Annotated in this window: 19 protein-coding genes; 9 read left to right on the forward strand and 10 right to left on the reverse strand. The window is 45.6% G+C overall.

All coding sequences use genetic code 11. The features are described from left to right. Positions 1-50: 50 nt before the first annotated feature. The 3 genes from WC222_06715 to WC222_06725 are packed head-to-tail and all read right to left on the reverse strand — an operon-like array spanning position 51 to position 2,088. Entirely contained in the window at positions 51-920 is an 870-nt protein-coding gene (locus tag WC222_06715) for a hypothetical protein (protein MFA6916070.1), read from the reverse strand. After that, positions 917-1,351 carry a biopolymer transporter ExbD gene (locus WC222_06720; GenBank protein MFA6916071.1) on the reverse strand — a complete coding sequence of 145 codons (435 nt, stop codon included), beginning with the start codon at positions 1,349-1,351 and terminating at the stop codon, positions 917-919. The genes WC222_06715 and WC222_06720 overlap by 4 nt, the downstream gene beginning before the upstream one ends. Further along, positions 1,351-2,088, reverse strand: a complete 738-nt coding sequence (locus WC222_06725) for a MotA/TolQ/ExbB proton channel family protein (protein ID MFA6916072.1) — start codon at positions 2,086-2,088, stop codon at positions 1,351-1,353. The genes WC222_06720 and WC222_06725 overlap by 1 nt, the downstream gene beginning before the upstream one ends. 157 nt (positions 2,089-2,245) lie before the next feature. On the opposite strand from WC222_06725, the gene WC222_06730 reads away from it, so the two are divergent. The 4 genes from WC222_06730 (at position 2,246) to nrdJ (ending at position 8,495) form a co-directional block, all read left to right on the forward strand. Further along, on the forward strand, positions 2,246-4,453 hold the full coding sequence (locus WC222_06730; GenBank protein ID MFA6916073.1) for a thioredoxin family protein: 2,208 nt from the start codon (positions 2,246-2,248) through the stop codon (positions 4,451-4,453). Then, complete coding sequence (locus WC222_06735; GenBank protein MFA6916074.1) at positions 4,454-5,230, forward strand: TatD family hydrolase; 777 nt, start codon at positions 4,454-4,456, stop codon at positions 5,228-5,230. A 64-nt stretch (positions 5,231-5,294) separates the two neighbouring features. Then, a complete protein-coding gene (locus WC222_06740) occupies positions 5,295-6,281 on the forward strand; it encodes a hypothetical protein (protein ID MFA6916075.1) in 987 nt (328 codons plus the stop codon). 201 nt (positions 6,282-6,482) lie between these two features. Continuing rightward, complete coding sequence (gene nrdJ, locus WC222_06745) at positions 6,483-8,495, forward strand: ribonucleoside-triphosphate reductase, adenosylcobalamin-dependent (GenBank protein ID MFA6916076.1); 2,013 nt, start codon at positions 6,483-6,485, stop codon at positions 8,493-8,495. Positions 8,496-8,927: 432 nt separating this feature from the next. Here nrdJ and WC222_06750 read toward each other — a convergent pair whose 3' ends face one another. Then, positions 8,928-9,698, reverse strand: coding sequence for a metallophosphoesterase (locus WC222_06750; GenBank protein MFA6916077.1), 771 nt, complete (start codon positions 9,696-9,698; stop codon positions 8,928-8,930). A gap of 9 nt (positions 9,699-9,707) precedes the next feature. Beyond that, positions 9,708-11,045: a sugar phosphate nucleotidyltransferase gene (locus tag WC222_06755; GenBank protein ID MFA6916078.1), complete on the reverse strand. Its 1,338-nt coding sequence runs from the start codon at positions 11,043-11,045 to the stop codon at positions 9,708-9,710. A 148-nt stretch (positions 11,046-11,193) separates the two neighbouring features. On the opposite strand from WC222_06755, the gene WC222_06760 reads away from it, so the two are divergent. After that, complete coding sequence (locus tag WC222_06760; GenBank protein MFA6916079.1) at positions 11,194-12,549, forward strand: hypothetical protein; 1,356 nt, start codon at positions 11,194-11,196, stop codon at positions 12,547-12,549. A gap of 16 nt (positions 12,550-12,565) precedes the next feature. Here the strand turns inward: WC222_06760 and WC222_06765 are convergent, their stop codons facing one another. The 5 genes from WC222_06765 to WC222_06785 are packed head-to-tail and all read right to left on the reverse strand — an operon-like array spanning position 12,566 to position 18,798. Next, positions 12,566-13,675 carry an ABC transporter permease gene (locus WC222_06765; protein MFA6916080.1) on the reverse strand — a complete coding sequence of 370 codons (1,110 nt, stop codon included), beginning with the start codon at positions 13,673-13,675 and terminating at the stop codon, positions 12,566-12,568. Between the two features lie 3 nt (positions 13,676-13,678). Continuing rightward, positions 13,679-14,803, reverse strand: coding sequence for an ABC transporter permease (locus tag WC222_06770; GenBank protein MFA6916081.1), 1,125 nt, complete (start codon positions 14,801-14,803; stop codon positions 13,679-13,681). Further along, positions 14,800-16,533, reverse strand: a complete 1,734-nt coding sequence (locus tag WC222_06775) for an ATP-binding cassette domain-containing protein (GenBank protein MFA6916082.1) — start codon at positions 16,531-16,533, stop codon at positions 14,800-14,802. Before WC222_06775 ends, WC222_06770 begins: the two co-directional genes overlap by 4 nt. Beyond that, positions 16,523-17,386, reverse strand: coding sequence for an efflux RND transporter periplasmic adaptor subunit (locus tag WC222_06780; GenBank protein MFA6916083.1), 864 nt, complete (start codon positions 17,384-17,386; stop codon positions 16,523-16,525). Before WC222_06780 ends, WC222_06775 begins: the two co-directional genes overlap by 11 nt. Next, entirely contained in the window at positions 17,383-18,798 is a 1,416-nt protein-coding gene (locus tag WC222_06785) for an efflux transporter outer membrane subunit (GenBank protein ID MFA6916084.1), read from the reverse strand. Before WC222_06785 ends, WC222_06780 begins: the two co-directional genes overlap by 4 nt. Before the next feature lie 76 nt (positions 18,799-18,874). Here WC222_06785 and WC222_06790 point away from each other — a divergent pair, with 76 nt between their 5' ends. The 4 genes from WC222_06790 to WC222_06805 all read left to right on the forward strand — a co-directional run bounded on the left by WC222_06790 (position 18,875) and on the right by WC222_06805 (position 23,273). Then, the gene (locus WC222_06790) at positions 18,875-19,267 is read left to right on the forward strand and encodes a hypothetical protein (protein ID MFA6916085.1); all 393 of its coding nucleotides are present in this window, start codon (positions 18,875-18,877) and stop codon (positions 19,265-19,267) included. Beyond that, entirely contained in the window at positions 19,249-20,058 is an 810-nt protein-coding gene (locus tag WC222_06795) for a transporter substrate-binding domain-containing protein (GenBank protein ID MFA6916086.1), read from the forward strand. The genes WC222_06790 and WC222_06795 overlap by 19 nt, the downstream gene beginning before the upstream one ends. Beyond that, positions 20,055-20,966 (forward strand): TerC/Alx family metal homeostasis membrane protein, encoded by a 912-nt coding sequence (locus WC222_06800; protein MFA6916087.1) that lies wholly within the window; start codon positions 20,055-20,057, stop codon positions 20,964-20,966. Before WC222_06795 ends, WC222_06800 begins: the two co-directional genes overlap by 4 nt. Positions 20,967-21,059: 93 nt before the next feature. Continuing rightward, positions 21,060-23,273 (forward strand): hypothetical protein, encoded by a 2,214-nt coding sequence (locus tag WC222_06805; GenBank protein ID MFA6916088.1) that lies wholly within the window; start codon positions 21,060-21,062, stop codon positions 23,271-23,273. Position 23,274: the final 1 nt, after the last annotated feature.

Below are 23,274 nucleotides of genomic sequence, written 5' to 3' on the forward strand. Positions count from 1 at the left end.
CTGTTATTTTTTAATTGTTTTAAGTGGATGATAAAACTAATGAAGATTAATTAACGGGGTGCGTTAACTAAGGTTAAATCGAAAGAGAATTCTTCGCTTTGAGAATTGAAGGCTCCGAAGGGCGGAAACTGCAGCTTGGAAAGATGGGATTCAACATATGTCTTATTCTTCTGGCTGGCCGAATGTGTCACCTCTGCTTTCAATACCCGCCCTGATTTATGCAATGTTAATTTGAGTTCCACTTTGCCATGTTCAGGCAAGGTTAATGCAGACTGTATGCGTCCTGCAACAAGGGAGGTATAATCTGAAGTTACACTGCCATAATCCCCCAAGGCTATTTCTCCTATTTCGATAGTCAGATCTTGAAAAGCGGGTGGAGAGACACTAGGATTTGTAGGAGGGGTGGATCCGACTTTAGCCAAGCTGGCCTGTGCTTTTGCAATGAGGGCCTTTTTTTCGGCTGAAAGTCCGGGAGGTTGCGGGGGTTCTTTTGCGACTGTAATGGTTTGAACGGCCGGTTTTGGTGCTGGGGTTGGGGCGGGAACTTTTTTGGCAACAGGAGCGGGAGTAACTTTGGGTGCCTGTGCAACTGTTTTTGGAGGAGGGGTAGGCTTAGGCTGCGGGGCAGCTTTAGCAATTATAGGGGCAGGAGGGGGTGTAGGCAATGGAGCAGAAGGTTTAGGTGAAGCGGAGGCAGGTGCAGAGGGAGCTTTAGAGATCGCCGTCGTTTGAGTGACTGCTGAAGGGGGACGTGCTATAGACGTAACGGGATTGAGGGGGATGTTTTTTACGACGATATGTTGTTTTTTTGCTGGAGTAAAAGAGGGACGCTGCGGTCCTAGTGTTGTCAGACCTATGCCGGCAAGGTGGAGGAAGGCCACACAGCCAAATATAATCCAAAACGTTTTGTGTTTACTCATGGCGGAGATAATATCAGGTCTAACGAAGCATAACCTGCTGCTTCCGTTGCATTCTTCACTTTCTGATAAGTTCCAAACTGTGCACGTTTGTCTTGGAAAAGCTGAGGCGTGATTTCAGGATGCTGCTGCTTCATCTCCTGTAATTTCACGGTAAGGTTCTCGCATCCTACGCATTCTCCATTTAATGAGATGGTATTGTCGGCTTTCACATGAATCGAAATTACGCTGCTCGCTGCGACGGATTTTGCTTGTGATAAGTCGGCAATGGAAGCCTCTGCTAGTTGGATGTTTTCGTATTCCATTAATGGAGCAATCACAATAAACATGATAAGTATGACGAAAACGACATCAATAAGTGGAGTAAGATTAAGCTCAGGCTCAGCTTCCGTGACCGGCTGCCTTCTAATTCCGATCATGCGTCTGCGTGTCATTATGGCATGTCCACTTTACGGTAATGGAGTTCTATCGCCGCAAGCATCTCATTGCTGAAGCATTCCATATCTGTAGAAAGGGCTTTGCAGGAACTTTTAAGGTAACTGTAACCGATGAGTGCCGGAATAGCATCGAGAATTCCTAAAACGGTCGTTGCAAGGGCTAAAGAAATACCGCCAAGGATGGCCTGATTGTTGGCTGCGCTGGACTGCATTTCGCCGAAGGACATTAAGATACCCCATACTGTTCCCAAAAGTCCTAAGAAGGGACCTAATGTGACGATCATGGCGAGGACAAAAAGATGGGCTTCTAATTTTTGGGATTGCTGGGCAATTCCGCCGGCAAGGTGTGATTCGACAAGTGAAATATCCGCGGTGGAAAGGTAAGCTGAAGTTTCTCCCGTCGGGTGGGCCGACGCATAATGCCGATTTTTACGTAGGAGCTCCAACGTCTGCCGCTTTAAAATAAAATAAAGGTCACGGAAAGGGTTGATTTCTTCTTTAGGGGCTTCGGCTGAAATTGTTAGGGGATCTAATTGATGTCTTTCAAAAATAGATTGGAAATTTGTAGAGTATTTCCTTGCTTTTCTAGTCAGCCAACATTTATATAAAATAAGGCTCCAACTAATTAATGAAGCACTAATTAATGCTATAAATATACACTTACCAAACAGGTCGCTATTAAAGTAAGCGTTAATAAAAGGGTTGCTATTTAAAACAAGATTGTATATAATCATAGTATTAATTGTAAGTTCTTAACAATTTCAGAATCTGAGGTTTAAAGAGTTCTTTGTAAATTGGTATACTCCCTGATTCCTTTGCTATTTGTCAAGCTGTTATCGGGAATTAATGCAGGCATTGCATAAAGGAATACCCAAAATTCAAGAGGTTTGGATGCGTTTTATCATTCGTTTATTGCTCGTATTAATAACAACTTTTTCTTTAAGCACCGGGGCTCTGGCCGCGATGGATAAAGAAGATTGGCTAGATATGATGGGCGGCGGCTCTTCTGTGGAAGCCGTAATGAAGATTGAACAAAAAGCAGTGCAGCCAGGTAGTAATTTTACCGTAGCCATCGCCTTCGATGTCCAAGATCCCTGGCATTGTTATTGGCAGAATCCCGGCGATGTGGGCATGGGAGCGCAGCTCCAATGGATCCTTCCCCCAGGATATACTGTCACAGAAGTCACCTGGCCAACCCCTGACCGCTTCGAAACAGAAGGCCAAATAGGGTTTGGTTACGCTAAACCATTCGCACTTCTCGCAGAAATCAATGTTCCCGACACAGTAAAAGCAGGCGATGTCAGCGCCATCACAGCTGAAGTGCAGTGGGTTGCATGCTCAGACCAGATGTGCCTGCCCGGATCAGCTACGCTGACCCAAGAAATTACTGTGGCGCCTACGACTCAAGTAGCGTCCCTTCACAAAGACTTTTTTGCCGACGCTCGCCAAGCCCTGCCTAAAAAGATCAGCGCTGCCCGCGCCGTCTATCAAAATGGCTTGTTGGCTCTACAGATTGACACAGATGCGCAAAATGCCACAAAAATTGAATTCTTCTCTCAAGATCAGCAGGTCGTCGACCATAAACAGCCTCTGCAGATTCTTAACCAGAACAAAAATGTTGCTATCGCTTTGCCTACATACGCGCAATATGAAGCAAAACCTCTGCGCGGCGTCATCGTCGTTCACGGGCCGGAAGGCAAAAAAGGCTATTCTATCGATGCGCCTGTCGATGCCAAAGGAAGTCCTGAACTTCTGGCTATGCTTGAAGCTCAAAATCCTCCCATGAAACTTCCGGAAATGACTTCCGAATTGGATGAGTTCCATTTCGCCGGCGGCTTCCTGCTTGCTTTGGCCATGGCTTTCTTGGGCGGGATGATCCTTAACTTGATGCCATGCGTTCTTCCTGTCATCTCCTTCAAAATCCTAAGCTTTGTAAGGATGTCAGGACAAGACCGCAGCACAATCCTGAAACATGGATTGTCTTTTGCTGCAGGCGTATTAATCTCTTTCTGGGTCCTTGCGTCTCTATTGATGATCCTGCAAGCCTACGGCCGTACTGTGGGCTGGGGATTCCAGCTGCAAGAACCTCTTTTCGTAGGAATCTTAGCTGCAGTCATGCTTGTTTTCGGTCTCAGCATGTTCGGTGTTTTCGAATTCGGCGCCTTCTTTGCTGCCTGGGTCGGCAACCGCTCCGCTGCTCCTGCTGAAAAACAGGAAAGCATGCTAGCCTCTTTCAGCAATGGTATCCTCGCGACTGCAGTAGCTACTCCCTGCACCGGACCTTTCTTAGGATCTGCTGTAGGTTATGCCGTGACTTTGCCGCCCGCAGAATCCCTCCTTATCTTTACGTTCCTCGGCTTGGGAATGGCTTTCCCTTACCTACTGCTAGCTGCTTTCCCCAGCATGCTGCGCTACCTCCCCAAACCCGGTGCCTGGATGGACTCTTTTAAGGAGTTCATGGGCTTTGTTATGCTAGGCTCCGTCCTCTGGCTTGTCTGGGTCTTCGGCTTCCAAACGGACATGGTATCCCAATCGATGCTGCTGATCGGCCTATTCATTTTATCTCTAGCATGCTGGATCTATGGACGCTGGAGCGCCCCGCACCGCAGCAAACGAACACGCATGCTCAGCATGGTCTTAGCCTTGATTCTCGTAGGATTTGGCGGCCAGTGCATTTTATCCGCCGGTAAAACATCCGATGAGACACCTGCCGTAGCTTCTGCTGTCCACGCCGGTGGCTGGGAAAACTTCGACCCTGATCGTATCGCAGCTTTACAAGCGCAAGGTGTTCCCGTCTTTGTGGATTTCACCGCCAAATGGTGCCTGATCTGCCAGACCAACCACCTAGTGCTAAGCACCCAAGAAGTAAACCAAAAAATGATGGAGCAAGGCGTTGTCAAAATGAAAGCAGATTGGACTAAATCCGATCCTGTCATCACGCAATACCTGAAAAAATTCGGCCGCAGCGGTGTTCCTCTTTATATCTTGTATAATGGGAGACCTGGGGATAAACCCGAGATCCTACCCCAAGTTCTAACACAAGACTCTGTACTGAATTCTTTGGAACGCTTGCCCGTTCCGGTAGCACAGGTACGCTAAATGCTGATAGACTCCCACGCCCATATCACTTCTGCCGCATGTCTTCCCGATGCGGACGCTTTGATCGCTGCTGCACAAGCTGCCGGCGTGGGCTCTATCGTAAATATTTGTACCGACGCCGCATCCATGGCTGCAGGGGTAGACCTGCGACGACGCTATCCTCAAGTTTTTAATGCAGGGGCAACAACTCCTCACGACGTGGAAAAGGAAGGGGAGGAGTGCTTTGAACTTTTCGCCTCCCATGCCCGCAACGGAGATCTCGTTGCCGTAGGCGAAACCGGACTAGACTACTACTACGAACACTCTCCACGTGTGCTACAACAAGAGTTTTTAGTGCGCTATCTAAAACTAGCATTAGAATGCCGCCTGCCCGTGGTTATCCACTGCCGCGACGCTTTTTCAGATTTTTTCCGCTTTCTCGATGCCCACTACACCGTGAATGGCCAGCACGCCCCCGGTGTTCTCCACTGCTTCACTGGCGACGAAAAGGAAGCCAAAGAAGTGGTTTCCCGTGGCTGGTTTCTCTCCCTCAGCGGCATCGTTACCTATAAAAAAAGCGCAATCCTAAAGGATGTGGCCAAAGCCGTCCCTTTAGATAATCTCCTTATCGAAACAGACTCTCCCTATCTCGCTCCCGAATCAAAACGGGGCAGAAAAAATCAACCGGCGTATATTATAGAAACTGCCCAAGTCATCGCCGACTTGAAGGGAATACCTTTTGAAACCGTAGCCGCCGCAACGGCAGAAAACGCCCGACGTCTTTTTTCGTTGCGCTAATCAGTTGCTATGGATATTGAATACTGTTTTGATGTATATTTGTAGTGTGAGTTAAGAGGAATTCATGGAACACGAGCGTCGTGCTTTATATACATCCCTGCGCCTGAATTGGCTGCGGGATCCCACTGTCCCTGTTGAGGATTGGCAAGTGGAAGACTATCGAGAAATGCCGTTTTCTGTCTTATTTGAAAGACTTAAAACGAATGGCATCCTGCTAGATCGCATTTCTTTTCTAGCCTATGCCGAACAACACGACTCGCCTGAGGAACTCTGCGACGAAATCCTATCCGAACGTCGGGTCGAAAGCAAAACCTATGACCAAATCTACCTCATCGTCTTCGAACTTTGGCGACGCCTTATCACAGATAAGCCCTGCCTCTCCCTCTTTTGCGACGAAGTAGACCACCAGATTTATATCTACGACGAAGGCGATATCGATAATAGCGAACAAATACAAGATATCATCGCTAACCTCCAAATCATCCTCGAAGAAAACGCCGACCAAGGCGCCGACCCCATCACCGTCTTCGAATATGTTTCCGCCGGCTGCGCTCACGACATCGAAAGCTTCCTCCTCGACTACATCGCCGACCTCATCGATAACGCTAACTTTACCTACGCTGCCGAAATCATCGAAGGTTTCTCCGAATACATCTCCGAACACAAATGGTTCAACCTCCAAAAAATTCGCCTCATCGCACAGAATGAACCCCGCACCGCCAACCGCCTCATCGCTCAACTTCTCGATGACCAACAAGAGGACGAAGATAAACTCGACTTCTTCCTCGAAGTCCTACATTTCCTCGCCACCGAAGGCGACGCCTCCCTCTTCAAAGATGTTCTTGTCAGAGTCCTCCCTCTCCTAGAATCAGAAGAGGATTTCCAAGACCTCCTCGATATCTGTCTCGAATTTCACCAAAATCGCGACAATGACGGTAAAGTCAACGCCCTCCAAACTTTACAAGCTAATCGCCGCATAAAAGATGCATCCGCACCCCTAGATCCTAGCGACAATGCACTCTCAAGGCTCCGCCAATTAATGACGAATTGAAATTCCACATTATTGAATCGCAAATATCCAAAACCCATAGGTTTGCGAATTAATGCCCCGCCCTATCTTGACTTTTAAGCGCAAAAGATAGATACCAAAGGCGTTTTTCTACAACTTGTGGTAGCAGCGATCCTAAAAACTACAACATCTTGTAAGACTCACACACTCACACACAACAAAAACTTTATAAGGAACATCACCATGACTAAACCCACACCACGTGCCATGGCAACATCGCTGCGCACCTACCACCGCCCCGTTGTAGAAGGTGGAACCATGCTTGAAAGCTGGAACCAAGTCGTGGACCGCGTAGTAGAACACCAACGCTGGCTGTGGGAACGCGCCCTCAACCGCCCACTCAATGACAGGGAAGACCACGAACTAGAAGAAATCCGCAGCCTCATCGTTGACCGCTACCTAGCCCCCTCCGGACGCACTCTCTGGCTCGGCGGTACCGAACTTAGCCGCACTCGCGAATCATGCATGTTCAACTGCTCATACACTCACGTCGAAACCGTATACGACCTCGTCGACGTTCTCTGGCTCCTCCTACAAGGCTGCGGCGTCGGCTTCAGACCTATCACCGGTACTCTCAACGGTTTCCGCCGCCCTCTGCAAGATATCATTGTCATCCGCTCACAACGCACTGAAAAAGGCGGCGTCCCTCACAACGTCGAAACCTACAATCCTCAAACTCACGAATGGCGTATCAAAGTGGGCGACTCCGCTGTCGCCTGGGCCAAAGCCATCGGTAAACTGGTCGCCGGAAAATTCCCCGCCCGTTCCCTCATCCTCGACTTCTCCGAAATACGTCCCGCCGGCACTCGCCTAAAAGGCTACGGATGGATCTCCTCCGGTGATGAACAAATCGCCATCGCCTTCAAAGCCATCGCCAAAATCCTCTCCGACCGCTCCGACCAACTCCTCACCCGCATGGATATCCTCGATATCGTCAACTGGCTCGGCACCATCCTATCCAGCCGCCGCTCCGCTCAAATCGCCCTCTTCGAATACGGCGTTCCCGAATGGCAAGACTTCGCCTCCGCCAAAAAAGAATGGTGGCTCCGCGATAAGGCCCATAGACAACAATCCAACAACAGCCTCCTCTTCCGCCGCAAACCCACTCGCCGCGAACTGGAAGAAATGTTCCAAATGATGCTCGATGCCGGCGGCTCCGAACCCGGCATGATCAACGCCGTCGAAGCTGAAAGACGCGCCCCCTGGTTCCAAGGTGTTAACCCCTGCTGCGAAATCCTCCTCGGCAACAAAAGCTTCTGCAACCTAACCGAAGTCAATGTCCTCGCCTTCAAAGGCGATAAAATCGGCCTCGAACGCGCCCTATACCTCGCCGGTAGAATGAACTACAGACAAACTATGGTAGACCTACGCGACGAAATCCTCCAAGAAGCCTGGCACCTCAATAACTCCTTCCTACACCTCTGCGGCGTTGGCCTCACCGGTATCCGCGCTCGACCAGATCTCACCGCCTACGACTTCAAAAGGATGCGCAACATCACCGTCAGCGCCGCCTACAGCATGGCCTACGAACTGGATTCTCCTCTTCCCAAAAACGTCACCTGCGTGAAACCCAGCGGTACCCTAAGCAAAATTATGGCCACCGACCTGTGGGGTGAAGTTCCTGAAGGCGTTCACATGCCTCTCGGACGCTATATTTTCAATAATATCACCTTCTCACGCCACGATCCCCTCGTCGCACGCTTCCGCGCCGCCGGATACGAAATTGCCGATAAACCCTACGAACCAGAATCCGTACTCGTAAAATTCCCCGTCCGCTACGACAACGTCCCCTTCTCCCGCAAAACCGTCACCCGCAAAAACGGCGCCGTAGAAGAAGTAGACATCAATGGCGATAGCGCCGTAGAACAACTCGAATGGTACAAAACTCTCCAAGAAACATGGTGCGAACAAAACGTTTCCAATACCATCTCCTACGACCCCTCCGAAATCCCTGCCATCATCGACTGGCTAATTCACAACTGGGACTGCTACGTCGGCGTCTCCTTCCTCTTCCGCAATGACCCCACAAAAAATGCCGAAGACCTCGGGTACGCCTACCTCCCTCAAGAGGTAACCACTCAAGAAGCCTTCGAAGCCTACACCTCTAAACTCAGAGACGTAGACTACTCCGGCATCGAAATGCGCGACGAACTCCTCATGGAATCCTGCCCCACCGGCGCCTGCCCCATCCGCTAAGGGGCTCTGCCCCTTAGAACCCCGCCAGGGGGGATAAAATCCCCCCTGGCACCCCCCCCATCTTCATTTCCCTCAGGGGCTTCGCCCCTAACCCCACAAAAGGACTGGCGTCCTTTTGAATCCGCATATAATATCTCTGACTATAAAAACGTTCCCTAGTATAGGAGTGCTGCGACTTGTCGCAGCTTTGTTAGTCCTTGATAATTCAAAGACCCATAAATAGATTAATAATTTTAGATATTTGCTTTTTAATGGGTTCCTAGATGTTATTTCCCAAATAAAAAATATAAGTAATAAAACTAAGCTAAGGTACGAGCAGGCATATAAAAAATATAAATAATAAAATTGAGCTAAGGTCCGAGTCGGCACGCTCGTTTGCTGCCCGAAGGGAGGAAAGCGGTTTCCAAAGGGCTTTGCTCTTTGGTGGGGGTTCTAGGGGGCAATGCCCCCTAGAAGAATGGGGTCGAAGTTGAGGTAGTCGGCGGCGGTGAGGATGTATTGGACGTTGTTGCGGGTACCGAAGAGGGGGTCGTGGGTGTGGACGACATTATGGAGGTGACCGAAGACGCAGACGTTGACGTTATATTCTTCAAGGATTTCGGAGGCGCGGGAGGGTTTTAGGTCGGCGCTGATGGGAGGGTAGTGTGTCATGGCGATGCGGTAGTCGGCTTTTTGGTCTAGCGTTTTGAGGCTTGTTTCGAGGCGGATGAGTTCACGTTCGAAGATTTTATCGCGTTGTGAGGGGTCGTCGGGTTTTTCTTGGTAGGTGAGTTTGTTGGATGCGGGGTTTTCGTTATAGGGGATATACTTGTTGAAGTTGTATTCCCAGCTATCCCAGAGTCTGCTTCCGCCGATGCATACATTTTTCCAGTAGAAGATATTGTTTTGTATGACATGCAGGGAGGGGGGAAGGATTTGTGCAACTTGTTTGAGGGAGGACCACCAGTAGTCGTGGTTACCGCGTAGGAGGACTTTGGTGCCGGGGAGTTTATCGATCCAGTCGAGGTCTGGTTTAGCTTCTTCCAGCTTTAGGCCCCAGGAGATATCACCGGGGATGAGGACAAGGTCGTCTTCAGTGATTTTTGCGCGCCAGTTGGCTTCGATTTTATTGTAGTGTTCTTTCCAGTTTGCGCCAAAGATATCCATTTCTTTGTTAGGAACGCCGAAAGATAGGTGTAGGTCGGCTATAGCCCAGACTGCCATAAGTTTTCTCTAGAGTGTATATCCATCCGGCAGCGTTGATCCGCGTGCTACGATGATGATGCCGTCGCGGATGTAGACATGTTCGCTGTCGTAATGAGTTAAGTTATCTTTATTGATGAGTTTAACATCATTGCCAATGCTGACATCTTTGTCGATGATAGTTTTCTTGATGACGCAATTTTTGCCAATATGAAGTTTTTCCGGGAAACGGTTGGTGAGGGGTGGTTGGTAGAAATCATTTCCCATGAGGTAGCTGTGTTTTACGATGGTGCCGGCGCCGATGATTTGTCTTGGTCCGATGATGCTATGTGTGATTTCTTTTGCTTCGATGTCGCATCCGTCGCAGATGATGGAGTGTTTGACTTGTGTGTTGTTGATGCGTGATCCGGGGAGTTTTGTGGGGGCGCAGATGAGGGGGGAGTTCTCATTGTAGTAGTTGAAAACGGGTTCAGGATACGTTAATGCGATGTTAGCTTCATAGAAAGAGCGTATTGTGCCGATATCTTCCCAGAAACCGTTGTGAATGTAAGCATAGGTATTGCCTTTAGCGATTTGAACTGGGATGAGGTGTTTACCGAAGTCTTCGCGGCTTTCTTCTTCTAGGAGTTTAATGAGGGCTTCGCGTTTAAATAGGTAGATTCCCATTGAGCCTAAAAAGGGAGTTTTGGAGGAGGAGTGGGGGGATAGGTGTTTGCGTTGAGTGGAGTTGATTTTAAGGGTGTCTAAAATTTCTTTCTGCTGTGGTTTCTCCACAAATTGTTGAATTTGGTGTTGGGGATTAATTTTCATAATACCCATACGTTTAGCATCTTCCTCATTGACTAGGAGGCTTGAGACAACTAAGTCGGCATCTGTTTTGTGGGCGAAGGCAACAAGGGGAGTGAAGTCCATTGAATAGATTTGGTCGCCGGAAAGGATAAGATAGTAGTCGACAGAAGCTTCGGTGAGATAGTCCATGTTGAGGCGTACCGCATCTGCAGTGCCGGCGTACCACGTATGATTGGTAGGACGTTGTTCAGCGGTAAGAATATCTACATAGGAGTCATTGAAAATATTGTTTCCGGTATAAGTTCTGCAGATGTGTTTGTGTAGGGATGTCGATAAAAACTGAGTGATGACATAGATTTTAGAACATGCAGAATGTATTGCATTGGAGATAGCAATATCGATTAAACGGTATTTTCCGGCAAAGCTGATTGCTGGTTTGCAGCGTGAGTCTGTCAAAGGATAGAGACGTGTACCTTGCCCGCCGCCCAAAATAACGACCCCCACCTTATTCATATCTACATAGGAATTCTTAGGGGGAGTTTTAGAGGAAATTTTGGGTTTTAAGAGTTCAGTATCCATTTTTCACCTAGGAATCGACTTATCCGTAAGAGTAAAGGATAACTTTAATTTTAGCAAGCATGCTAAATTAAATATTTTAAATGTTTGATTTTAATTATAGATGTTAATATAATTATTTTATTAATTTGTTAATTATGGTTTTACAAAAATGGCTAGTGTAATAACTTCGTGTTTAAAGATCTTTAGTAATTCAAATGAACAGACGTTGCCGGAAACAGGCAAAGGCCCTTCTCCTACTGTTCTATGCAAGTCGCTCATTATTTATAAGGGGGATGCTAGCAAAAATGTTCTTAGAAAAGCTAGATCTCTTGCAGAAACCGGAGTCATTGTTACGCTTCAAAGTGAAATTGAACTAGGAAAATCTAAAAGATCGCAATTTTTCTTAGCACGTCTTTTTTACAGCTGCATGGATTATTTAGGGTATTCTAACGAAGCGCAAAAAGAGGTAATCCTCAAAAAAGCTATTTTATCTCTAGCATATGGAATATTGTGTTCTGAAAAGACTGTGGGCGATGAATTATTTATAAATGCTGAAGGTTATTTTAAAGATATCAAAACAGAATATTTATCAGCTGCAATCGAAAACCAGAAGTTCCCTACCTCTAAAATAAGGACTATTTTCATTGAAAGAGGTGCCATCGATCTAAAAGTTATTTTTGTGGGGACGACTGATTTTGAAATTGGGCAGCTTTTGAATGATTTTGCAAAGAATCCGGACCAACTGACGAATATACGTTTTGGGTTGGAATTTCAACAGAGAATTGAGGGTAAAGATTGCAAAGTGGAAGGTAATGAGTTAAATCTCCTGCAATATCTTTTAGTAAAAAATTCCACTTTAGCAAAACAATTATTAAGATTAATTGAAAAGTTCCCTAAAGTTGAAAAGAAATTTCTTTATCACGAATGCACTGTGTGGACAGACGGAACTAAGAAAAAATGCTCTGATACACTGTCATTTGTCGTGAATGCATCTCTCAATGAGCCTTTAATCTTTATATTAAATTTATTTGCTAAGAATTCGGATCAATTAGCGGAGATGCGATTTGATGTGAAATTTAAGCATAAAATTGAAGGCGATAATTGCGATGTGGAGGGTAGACAGCTCAACCTTTTGCAATATCTAGTTGCAAAAAACTCCACTGCAGCAAGGCATCTATTATATTTGATTAGAAACTTCCCTGAAATTGAGAAAAAATTTCTTTCTCATGAATGTTCTATTTCGATCAAGGGAGCTGTGAAGAAATGCCCTGATACGATGTCTTTTGCCATGAGTATCTCTCAGCATAAGGTTAGCTCTTTTAAGCTGCAAATGACTAATAAAATTGTAAAACTATCAATGATTGAAAAAACAGACGGCACACTAGTCCAAATAGGTCAACTTCATAATAAGTATTTAGGATGGCCTGAAGGCAAATTTCATCCCCAAGAACGATTATATTCCAACCAAGCCATCACTCAGACGGTAGGGGATCGAAATAAGCTGCTTGAGGTAATTCTAAAATAGGTTGATAAGTTAGGCGTTATTCTAATCTGCTGCGGAAAAACCACCCTGCAGCCGTTAGTGTGACAACAGCAATAATAGCCATTGGCCAGAGATGGGCAAAGGCTATCTCAAATGGGATTCCTTTCAGGAAAATCCCTTTCACAATCACAAGAAAATGCCTGAGGGGATTAACCCAGGTGACATTTTGGAGCCAGGTCGGCATGTTCTCCACAGGGGTAGCAAAGCCTGAGAGCATGACGGCTGGCGGCATGAAAACAAAAACCCCTAACAGGGCCTGTTGCTGTGTTTTTGCGAGGGAAGAGATGAACAACCCCACCCCCACGATAGAGCAGATAAAGGTCAAGATGCTGAAATTGAGCAGCAGGAATGATCCTTCAAAAGGGATTCTAAAAAAGTATATCGCTGCAAAAGCCACAAGGGATCCTTCTACCATGCCGATAATGATGGCAGGTAAAGTTTTGCCGAAAAGTATTTCGCTGGGAGAAAGGGGTGACACAAGGAGTTGGTCAAAGGTGCCGAGCTCTCGTTCGCGTGCAACCGATAACCCTGTGACAATAAGCCCTATTAACATACTTAGGATACCAATTAAGCTGGGGACAGTGAACCACTGGTAAATCAGATTAGGATTATACCAATTGTAAGGGAATAGGGCTGTGTTTAGAACGGGGAAGTTATTTTTCTTCTGAAATTCCTGGCTAAAGTTTTGTATGATCTCGGAAGCATAGCCTTGCACAATTTGGGCAGTATTCGATTTTCTGCCGTCCAGAATTGCCTGAACGGAGGCTGCGTTTCCTTCTTGTAGTCTGCGTGAGAAGTCCTCATCGAATTGAAAGACTATGACGGCTTTCTCTTTGTCTATGACGTCTGCAATTTCAGAGATGTTATTAAGGGTCAGGATATTGGTGAAGAAGGGGGATCCGCGAAAGCGCTCGATCAACTCAAAGGAGAGGCTGCCGTTATCTCTGTTAAGAATTCCTACAGAGACATTATTGACATCGAGGGTGATGGCAAAAGAGAAAATGAGCAGCTGCATGATGGGTGGTAAAATGAGGACAGCACGGCTTTTCTTATCGCGCCAGATGGCAAGGATCTCTTTGATGATCAGCGCTTTGATTCTGCCCCACATTGTCTAATCCAACCTTTTGACAGTTTTGAACGAGGTTAAGATATAGAAGAAGGCCGCGATAATCAGGATGCAGCCAATATCGTACAACAGGATAGACCACACATCGCCGACAAGAAAGAGTGTCTTCATCGCGCTGACAAAATAACGGGCTGCCAGGGTGGATGAGATCCACTGGATGATTTTTGGCATGCTGCTGATTTCAAAGATGAAGCCTGAAAGCATGAGTCCCGGGAGGAAGGCAGCTGTGACAGCAGCTTGGGAAGCGACAAATTGGTTCTTGGATACGGTAGAGATAAAGAGGCCCATACCTAAGGCGGCAAAGAGAAATGCGCTGGAAACAACCAAGAGTGCGAAGAAGGATCCGCGGAAGGGGACTTCGTAGAAGAATATTGTGATAGCTGCGCAAAGCAGCATGGACATCATGCCCAGAAAAAAATAGGGAATAAGCTTGCCAAAAACAAGTTCTATGATACGAATGGGAGTAGCCATAAGAGCTTCCATAGTACCCCTTTCCCATTCCCTCGCTACAACAAGAGCGGTTAATAGAATTCCGATGAGGGACATGATGATCCCTAATGAGCCGGGGAGTAGAAAATCGCGGCTTCTGACCTCTTCGTTATACCAAACGCGCGACTGGAGTTGAACCAGACTGATCCCCCTCTGTCCATCATTGATACGCCTTTGTTCCAGCCATTTATTCCAGGCCCCTTGGACATAGTTGCGCACAAAACTTGCAGTGTTCGGTTCGCTGCCATCGGCAAGAATTTGGATAGGGGCGATTCTGTTGTTATTGTGAAGGAATTCAGAAAAATAAAAGGGTACGATGACAATACCCCGTACATGCCCTTTTGCCATTTCGGTATAGAGCTCTTTGCGATTGTGGGCGATTTTCACATTAAAGTAGGGCGAATTGGTCAGTGATTCTGCAAAGCTTTGAGCGTCAGTACGGGTATCTTCCATCACTAAGCCGATATTCAGGTGGTCGATATCTAGAGAAACGCCATACCCGTAAATGAACATTAGGATTAAGGGGAGGATGACAGCGATAAGGATGCTGCTGGGATCGCGTACGATTTGGAAGGATTCTTTGATAATGAGGGCTTTTAACCTACGTGCTGAGCCGCTCATGCTGACTTCTCCTGATCGAACCGTTGGATAAGTTCAATAAAGGCATCTTCAAGCGTAGGGTTGGGGTTATCGGCTGTGATAGCGATTTCTTTTAGTGCGTCCGGTGTGCCCATTTGGATGATCTTGCTTTTATATACTAGTGCGATGCGGTCGCAGTATTCAGCTTCATCCATAAAATGCGTTGTGACCATTACTGTGATTCCCTTTTCTACCAGCCCATTGATATGGGTCCAGAATTCCCGTCGGGTGATAGGGTCGACGCCGGATGTAGGTTCGTCGAGAAAAAGGACTTGAGGCCGATGCATAACTGAGCAGGCGAGGGCGAGCCTTTGTTTATAGCCCAGTGGCAGCAGTTCTGCGGATATATTGAGGTAGGGCTCTAGACTGAAGGTCTCGATCATTTCATTGATCATGTCTGAACGAATTTTGCCCTTTAGGTTATAGATCCCTGAGAAGAACTCGAGGTTTTGTTTTACGGAGAGGTTTCCGTAAAGGGAGAATTTCTGCGCCATATATCCCAACTTGGCACGGGCTTCACCCGGAGCATGGGAGAGGTTTAACCCGCACACATAGGCTTCACCGGCAGTGGGTTTTAACAGGCCGCACATCATCTTGAAGGTGGTGGATTTGCCTGCTCCGTTTGGCCCGAGCAGTCCAAAGATCTCCCCTTTCTTGATGGCAAAGGTGATATCGCTGGCGGCGTAAAAGGTGCCAAAACGTTTATATAGCCCTTTAGCCTCTACAGTATATTCTGAGTTAGGTGAGACAATGGGAGTTTTTTCGGCAAGGAGCGAGACTCCGCCGGGGCTGCCGCCGAGGATGTCGACGAAGGCATCTTCAAAGCGGGGAGTGACGGGGATGACCTCGGCTGTTTTGCCTGCATGGAAATCCGACAGCGGCGGAAGCGTGGCATCTTTTTTGAGGACGATGCGCACATTGCTGCCTTGGATGACGCCGTCGGTGACGGCATCTTGCCTAAGGGCGTTGACCAGGACTTGCCGTTTGCGTGTTTCGATTGAGCGTATTTGAAAGGTGCGTCCTTCTACTCTATCTGTCAGTTCTTTGGGGTGCCCTGCAAAGAGGAGCTTTCCTTCATTCAATAGCAGGATATCGTCGCACCGTTCAGCTTCATCCAAATAGGCGGTACTCCATACGACGGAGATCCCTTCTGAGAGGAGATTTTGTACCATTTTCCATAATTCCCTCCGCGAGATGGGATCGACGCCTACGCTAGGTTCATCTAGTAGAAGGAGTTTTGGAGGGACTATCAAAGCGCAAGCAAGGCCTAATTTCTGCTTCATGCCCCCTGATAAGGCGCCGGCTAGCCTTCCGGTGAATGGTTTTAATGCGGTAAAGGCCAGCAGCTTTTCGAAGGTGCTTTGACGGTCTTTAGTCTGGAGACCGCGTAGATCAGCATAGAGGTTGAGGTTTTGCTGTACCGTGAGATCTTCATAGAGGCCGAATTTTTGAGGCATATATCCAATATTGGAATGGATGTTCTCTGCCTGCTTCACCGAGTCAAATCCAATGACCGTTATTGTACCGGTGGTAGGAAGGAGTAATCCTGCAATTAGGCGGATGAGAGTGGATTTTCCTGCGCCGTCCGGTCCTACAAGTCCAATGATTTTACCTGGAAAAAAGCGGGCGTTGAGATTGTCTAAAGCGGGAGGGCCTTTCTTTTCGAATCGTTTGCTGAGCTCATTTATGATAACCAGGGGATCACTCTGCACGAGGAGGACTCTCTTTGGCACCTAGTTCATTTCTAAGTTTTACTGTCACGGGCATCCCTTGCCTTAGCCATTTGTCCGGTTCAGGGATGACGACGCGGAGGCGGTAGACGAGATCTGTCCTTAGATCTGTGGACTCTACTGTTTTGGGTGTGAATTCCGCTATAGGCGAGATAAAACCTATAGTACCTTTGTAGATGGGTGTGCCGGGGGTATCGCTAAAGATTTCGGCAGGCATTCCAGGATAGATTTTAGCTAGGTTGGGTTCGTTGACGAATGCACGGATCCATACAGGGCTTTTGATGGAAAGGGTGTAGATAGGGATGGAGGGTTCGACGACGCTGCCTGGTTCACGTATACGTGTGAGTATTGTCCCTTCGGTAGGGCAGTACATGAAGGTGTCTTTAAAATTTGTTTCTGCAACACCTAGCTCTGCTTGTGCTTGCAATAGGTCCGCTTTTTTGATGTCGCGTTGGGATTGTGTGTCGTTAAGGTCTTCCACAGAGACTGAACCGGAGCCGATAAGCTCCTGGCGTCTTTTTAAGATGCTTTCCAGGTTGTTCAACGAGGTTTGAGTGGAAACGACACTGGCCTTGGCTTGTGCGACCCTATCTTCATAGGGTTGCGGTTCCAGGAATGACATAAGCTGTCCCGGTTTGACAAGATCTCCTTCATCAAAAAACATTTTTGCTACTCTACCTTGTACACGGAAACCAAGTTCAACCTGCCTGATGTCTACATTGCCATACAAAATAATCTCGTTAGCATCTTTCTCAGCTTCTTTGTGAATAATGTAATAGTAAGCAGCGGCTGCGGCCAGTGCTAAAAGAAGCAGAATGATCAATACTTTTTTCACCAGGATCCTCCCATGGCTTCTATCAGTGATAATAAGGCGGTATATCTTTCCCCTTTGGCCTGTGCAAGGGATAATTCAGCGTTTAATAATGTGCGTTCGGCATCTACAACATCTAGGTAATTGGTCAGGCCTGCATTATAGCGGTTATTGGACAGCTTAAAGGTCTGGGCTGAATCTTCGACAGCGCGTTCTAGATGGATGATTTTATCGTTTGCCGCTCTTTCATTCACAAGAGCATTTTCAACTTCTTTAAAGGCTTTGACGACGATTTTTTCAAAGTCGGCTACGCGTTGTAGAAATACTGAGACAGCTTCGTCCACTTGGGCTGTTGTTGCCCCTGCATCGAATATCAGCTGGGCTATTTGGACGCCATAGGACCAGAAGCGCGATTCCCAGTCAAAAAGTTGGTTGAAAATACTGCTGGAGTAGCCTATCTGACCTGTCAATGCGATGGAGGGGAGATAGGCTGTTTCTGCTACGCCGATGTTTTGCTGCGCTGCGTAAAGGCGCCTTTCTGCCTCGGCAAGATCAGGACGTTGTTGCAGGACTGTAGATGGCAGCTCAAGCGGTACGCAAGGAGGTTCTTCATAGAGGGGAGAATCACCTACACAAAAGCAGGATGCAGCCAAACCGGTCAATTCCGCTAGGGTATTCTCTTCTATGCCCCTTGCTTGGATCAGGTTATCTTTCTGTACTAGGACATTATCAAACTCTACTTTGGACCTCGAGACGTCCAAAAGATTGGAAAGCCCCTTGTCATAACGTTCCTGATTAAGGTCTACAGCTTTTTTACGCGATGTTAGGGTTTTTTCTATGACTTGCAATTGGTCGTCGTAGGCGCGGATGCGGTAATAACTTTTGGCCACCTGAATCGTGAGTATGAGCCATGTGTTCCGTAGTTGATGATAGGCTGCTTCGGCTGTTGCTTCTGCAGCATTGAAATTCATACGGTATTGTCCCCAAAGGTCCAGATCATAAGAAGCAGAAAAGGGGAAATTATAAATGCGTTCTTGTATCCTACCGGGCGAATCGACGGCTGGAATACCGAAAAAGCTGGGGACGCGCGTTCCGGCATGGTACAAGGAAGGATTGAGGATGACATTTGGAAATAGGGCGGCATACTGTATGCGGGCGGAAGCTGCCGCGCGTTGGAGGTTGGCTGCAGCAGATTTTAAATCGGGATTAGCGGCTAGGGCTTGACATTCCAAAGTGTCTAAGCGCTCATCATCGAAAATTTTCCACCAGAATATGGGAAGAGGTTCATGGCAAGGTTGTTCTTCGCATGCGGAGTTGTCAGTTTTCCATTGATCGCATAGCTCAACCGAGGGGGGAGTATAGGCTTTTTCGAATGAACAGCCTGTAAGGAAAAGGATAGTTAAGAATAAAGCAAACGATAATGTGTTTTTTTGCATGAAAGTATATATTTTTAGAATTATAAGTCTGTTAACATGAAAAATTATTATCTACAAGGGTGCTCTACACAGAACAATGAAAAAGATAAATAAACCTTTGGCCGGAGCTTTTGATTTGCCTTCGTCTCAATTTGATAAAAGCATCCATTTTTACCAGTCCCTTTTCGGTTGGAAGTTTGTCCCTATGGTGAAAGAGGGGATAAGCGGTTACGAAATCAGTGGGGAAGAAGGCATACTTGGCACTCTTATACCGATTAAAGACCCGGAGCAGCAAGCGACTATTTATATACGTGTAGAATCTGTGGATAAATTAAAAGAACTTGTCGAGCCATTGGGTGGATCGATTTCCCCCACATCTATGTCACTGCCGAGAGGGGGAAAGGCGTTATTGTTATTGGATGCCGATAAAAATCACATAGTAATTTGGGAAGAAAGGAATACGCAACCAACATGGCCAATTTTTCGTTAAATAATATTTTTGAGTACTATCGTAAGCCTTTTGTACGTATACCCTTGCTTATAATATTAGGGTTGTTAGTCCTATGGGGGATTTTGCGTTCCTGCTCAGATGAAGCCATGAGAAAAGATTATTTCCGCATCGGCAGGGATGTGACGTGGTATCCATTAGACTTAGGCGGTAAAGAACAAAACATGGTGGGCTTTACCAATGATCTTTTTGATGAGATTTCCGGAATGGAGGATCTTCACCTGGAGATTTTTGATGTGACCTCGAAAAGTTTAATATTTGGGTTGGAACGCGGAAATTGGGAAGGAGCTCTTTCATCTATGCCTGCAGATGTCGTCAACCGTCAGAAATATGAGTTTTCAAAACCCTTATATATCCTAGGATATGTTTTATTAGTTCCTATAGACTCTACAATCAAAAGCTTTGACGATATCGACGGCAAAATCATCGGTATATTAAAAGAACAAGCATTAGAATCTTCGATTGCACAGAAAGATGCTATATTTACACCCTATCCCCGTATTTCAAAAGCGATAGAGGACCTTTCAGCTAATCGGATCGATGCTGTGATCATTGATTTCGTGTCCTCTCAACGTTATCTACAAGGTGTATATTCCAAAAAAATTAAAATAGTGACCGCTCCTTCTCAAGAAGACTCCATTCGATTGGTAGCAAAAAAAGGGACAAGCGGAGCTTATTTGATAAAACGCTTTGATGTGGGTTTGGAAAAAATGATTAGAGATGGCTCCTACGAAAAAATGCTCGTTAAGTGGAGCCTTGCTTCCCAACAATGATATTTTCTGCTGAAGTATACCCTTGGATCATATTCCATATTTTGATCATTATTGCTATTGCAATTGATCTGTTGGTATCTCCGAAGATGGAGGGGAAAAATGGAATCAAGTTTTCCCTTTACGCTAGCTTAGCTTGGATCACGGTAGCTGTTTTATATGGTTTTTGGATATGGGAAGAGCGTGGACCTATAGATGCATCCAACTACTTTACGGGGTATTTAGTTGAAAAGGCGCTAAGTGTGGACAACTTGTTTGTTTTCTTAGTGCTTTTCCGAACCTTCAAAACGCCAGAGAAATACCGACGGAAAGTTCTATTCTGGGGGGTCATTGGTGCTGTCCTCATGCGTGCTATCTTTATCTTCGTTGGCATAGCCCTCATTAAGGAGTTTAGCTGGATATTAGATATCTTTGCAGTCTTCTTACTTGTAATGTCTTACAAGCTGTTATTTAAAGATGAACAGGGTGAAATTCCCAAGGTTGTAGATTGGCTTCAAAGTAGGCTTAGGGTGACATCGGGTTATCGCAATGGACATTGGTTAGTGAAAGAAAATGGTAAGTTGTATGCTACACCACTCCTTGTTGTGCTATTAGCGATTGAATTAACGGATGTTGTTTTTGCCATAGATTCCATTCCGGCTGTCATGGGGATTACGCAAGACCCTTATATTGTCTATACGTCTAATATTTTTGCTGTGCTTGGTCTGAGGGCCTTGTATTTCGCTATGAGTTCTTTACTGGAGCTATTCCATTATCTGAATCAGGGATTGGCAATTATTCTCTTTTTCATCGCAGTTAAAATTTTCATGGAAGGGTACTATCACGTTCCTAATCTTATTTCTCTAAGTATTGTAGCTTTGGTATTAACTTTGAGTGCTGTAGCTTCATTAGTTTTTCCTAAAAAGGAATAACTAGTATCTGTTTTAAATAAATATGTATATTTATCTTAACAATTTATTAATAATTATTTGTTATAATTATTTATTTTAACAAATGAATTGATTATGACTAATAATATTGCTTGGATCAGTGCAGCAGGAAATGGGATAGCTAAGGGCGCCCTTGTGTCTCAAGCTCAGAGCAATGAAAAGGTTTTTTTCCAGGGAAGAAGCTATTATCTGGCCAGCCTTTATCAGCAAGCAGGTGTTTGGCAAACTTTTAATCAGTTCTCTGAGATTTTGGGGACTCTATTTCAAAATACGGTTGTATCTTCGCCCATCCAATTCTCCCTTTCCACGCTTTCGTATGCTGCTCATGCTTTGATCTTCTTTAGCGCTATGATGAAGAACTCTGAAATTTCTACAGGAACTTCAGTCTGTGATGCACCCTACCATATTATAAAAAATGAAATTAGCTATCAGAATTTCCATAAACTAAGGCAGCTTACAAATGCCACTGTCAAGCATGCCGGAAATGTGATTCAAGCAGGGCAAATTGCGATTGCAGCCTTTAAATTCTACCAAGGATTCCAGGTTGAGGCGATAGCTTCCGCTGCATTAATTGGCATAGGCTTATTGGATAGGAACAATCGACTTGGACAAAGAGTAAGCAAACTATTTAATCAGTGCCTTCCGTCTTTGTCCGCTATAGGCGTTTTAGTATCTTTAAGTCCCGTAGCATTAAAACTTGCAGCTGGGGCAATTTTGATAAATGAGCTTATTCCTGGGATTATCCGTTTCCTCAGAAACACTATGGATAAAGCAGTACATGGATACTATATTACCTATGGCGGGTACTATCCGCATCTTAAAACATTAGCCTCCTCCAAATCTAATGAACTCAGTCAAGATCTGGACTTAAGCATTTGTAAAAAGGATGTTGAAATTGATTTCAAACATTTGGGTGTAGTGCCTACTCTGGATGTAGATACTACCGGGGCCTCCTTCGAAGATTTTAAGGAGTGCTTCAAAGGAATAGATTGGGAGGATGAAGACAACTTTAAAGTCCTTGAAGAATCCATTCTGAATGATAAAGCGACCATCGAATATTTTGTCGAGTTGTTTAGTCTTACTCCCCCCAATGTGATGAATACGATCATCCGAACAGAAAGATCCTTTGTGAAGAAGGCGGGCGAAGAGAATAGACCGTTATTTAGTCTAAATCCTGAGAAACCCGATTTTAGACCTGAAGGTAAACGCTTTTTGATTGAAAGAGCGCGCCTGAAATTAGCACTCTTTGTTCAAAATCTAGAAGGTGGTAGTCGGCCTGCAGGAGATCTTAGAAGTATCGATGAGATGAAAGAGCGTGCTTTGCAAGTTGTTGCCTTTCTTAAATATATGCCTCAGGAAACCGCGGAACAGAGGGACCTGAAGAGAAAAATTATTCTCGAATTAGCTATGAACGGTAGCGACTATTCATTCTTCATGATGCAACAATCCATAAATCGTTGCTATAGTATGGTGATCACTAATACGGCACAGAAGTGTACATCCCTAAAAACACGATTGCAGCAGTGTTTACAGCAGAAAAGAATGGAGATTGTCCATACATGGTATGATCGGATCCAAGAATATGCACCGATAAACTTTGGAAGTTTTTTGGGATTCAATATCATGTCCGATGTGCATATCTACAACGAGTTTTACAGTTTTATACAACCGGGGTTAGGGTTGGATGAGAGTAATATTGGGCAAGATCGTACTGTAGAGTATATCCCTCCTTTAGGATATTTTGTCAGAACATTATTTCCCTATTATAGGCACGCATTTTTCTCACCTTCTCCTTGGAGTAAAGAAGACGCTATTGAACTGAATAAAACTACTTTAGACGTCATGAAAGCAGCTATGACTTCGTTAAAATTTACTGCATTCGGAAATGAAGAGCAGGGGTATTTTTCTAGAGGATGGACCCTCTTAAAAGGTATATATACTGTTCCACGTGATGCTTTTAGATTAATTAACGCAACGATTTTTCTATATTTTGAAGCGATTGCCGGTCAATATCGCTATGATAAAGAAACCATTTTGCAGGTTTATAATGAGAATCTAGGCAAAGCCTTCACCCAGGCTGAGTATGATGAATGGTGGGAAAAAAGGCTGGAGTTCAATCTTATGAAAGACCGGCTTCTTACTGAGAAGGCTAAAGATCCCGAAAAGTTTGTTATTCTTATGTTTATGAAAATGGATATGCTGAAAAGACGCTGGATACCTAGAGAGATTGTGGCATTCGATTTGAAGAGCAACATATCCGAAGATGTCACAAACTATGTGACAGGCTGAT

This window comes from Parachlamydiales bacterium (assembly GCA_041671045.1).
Taxonomy (GTDB): domain Bacteria; phylum Chlamydiota; class Chlamydiia; order Chlamydiales; family JABDDJ01; genus JABDDJ01.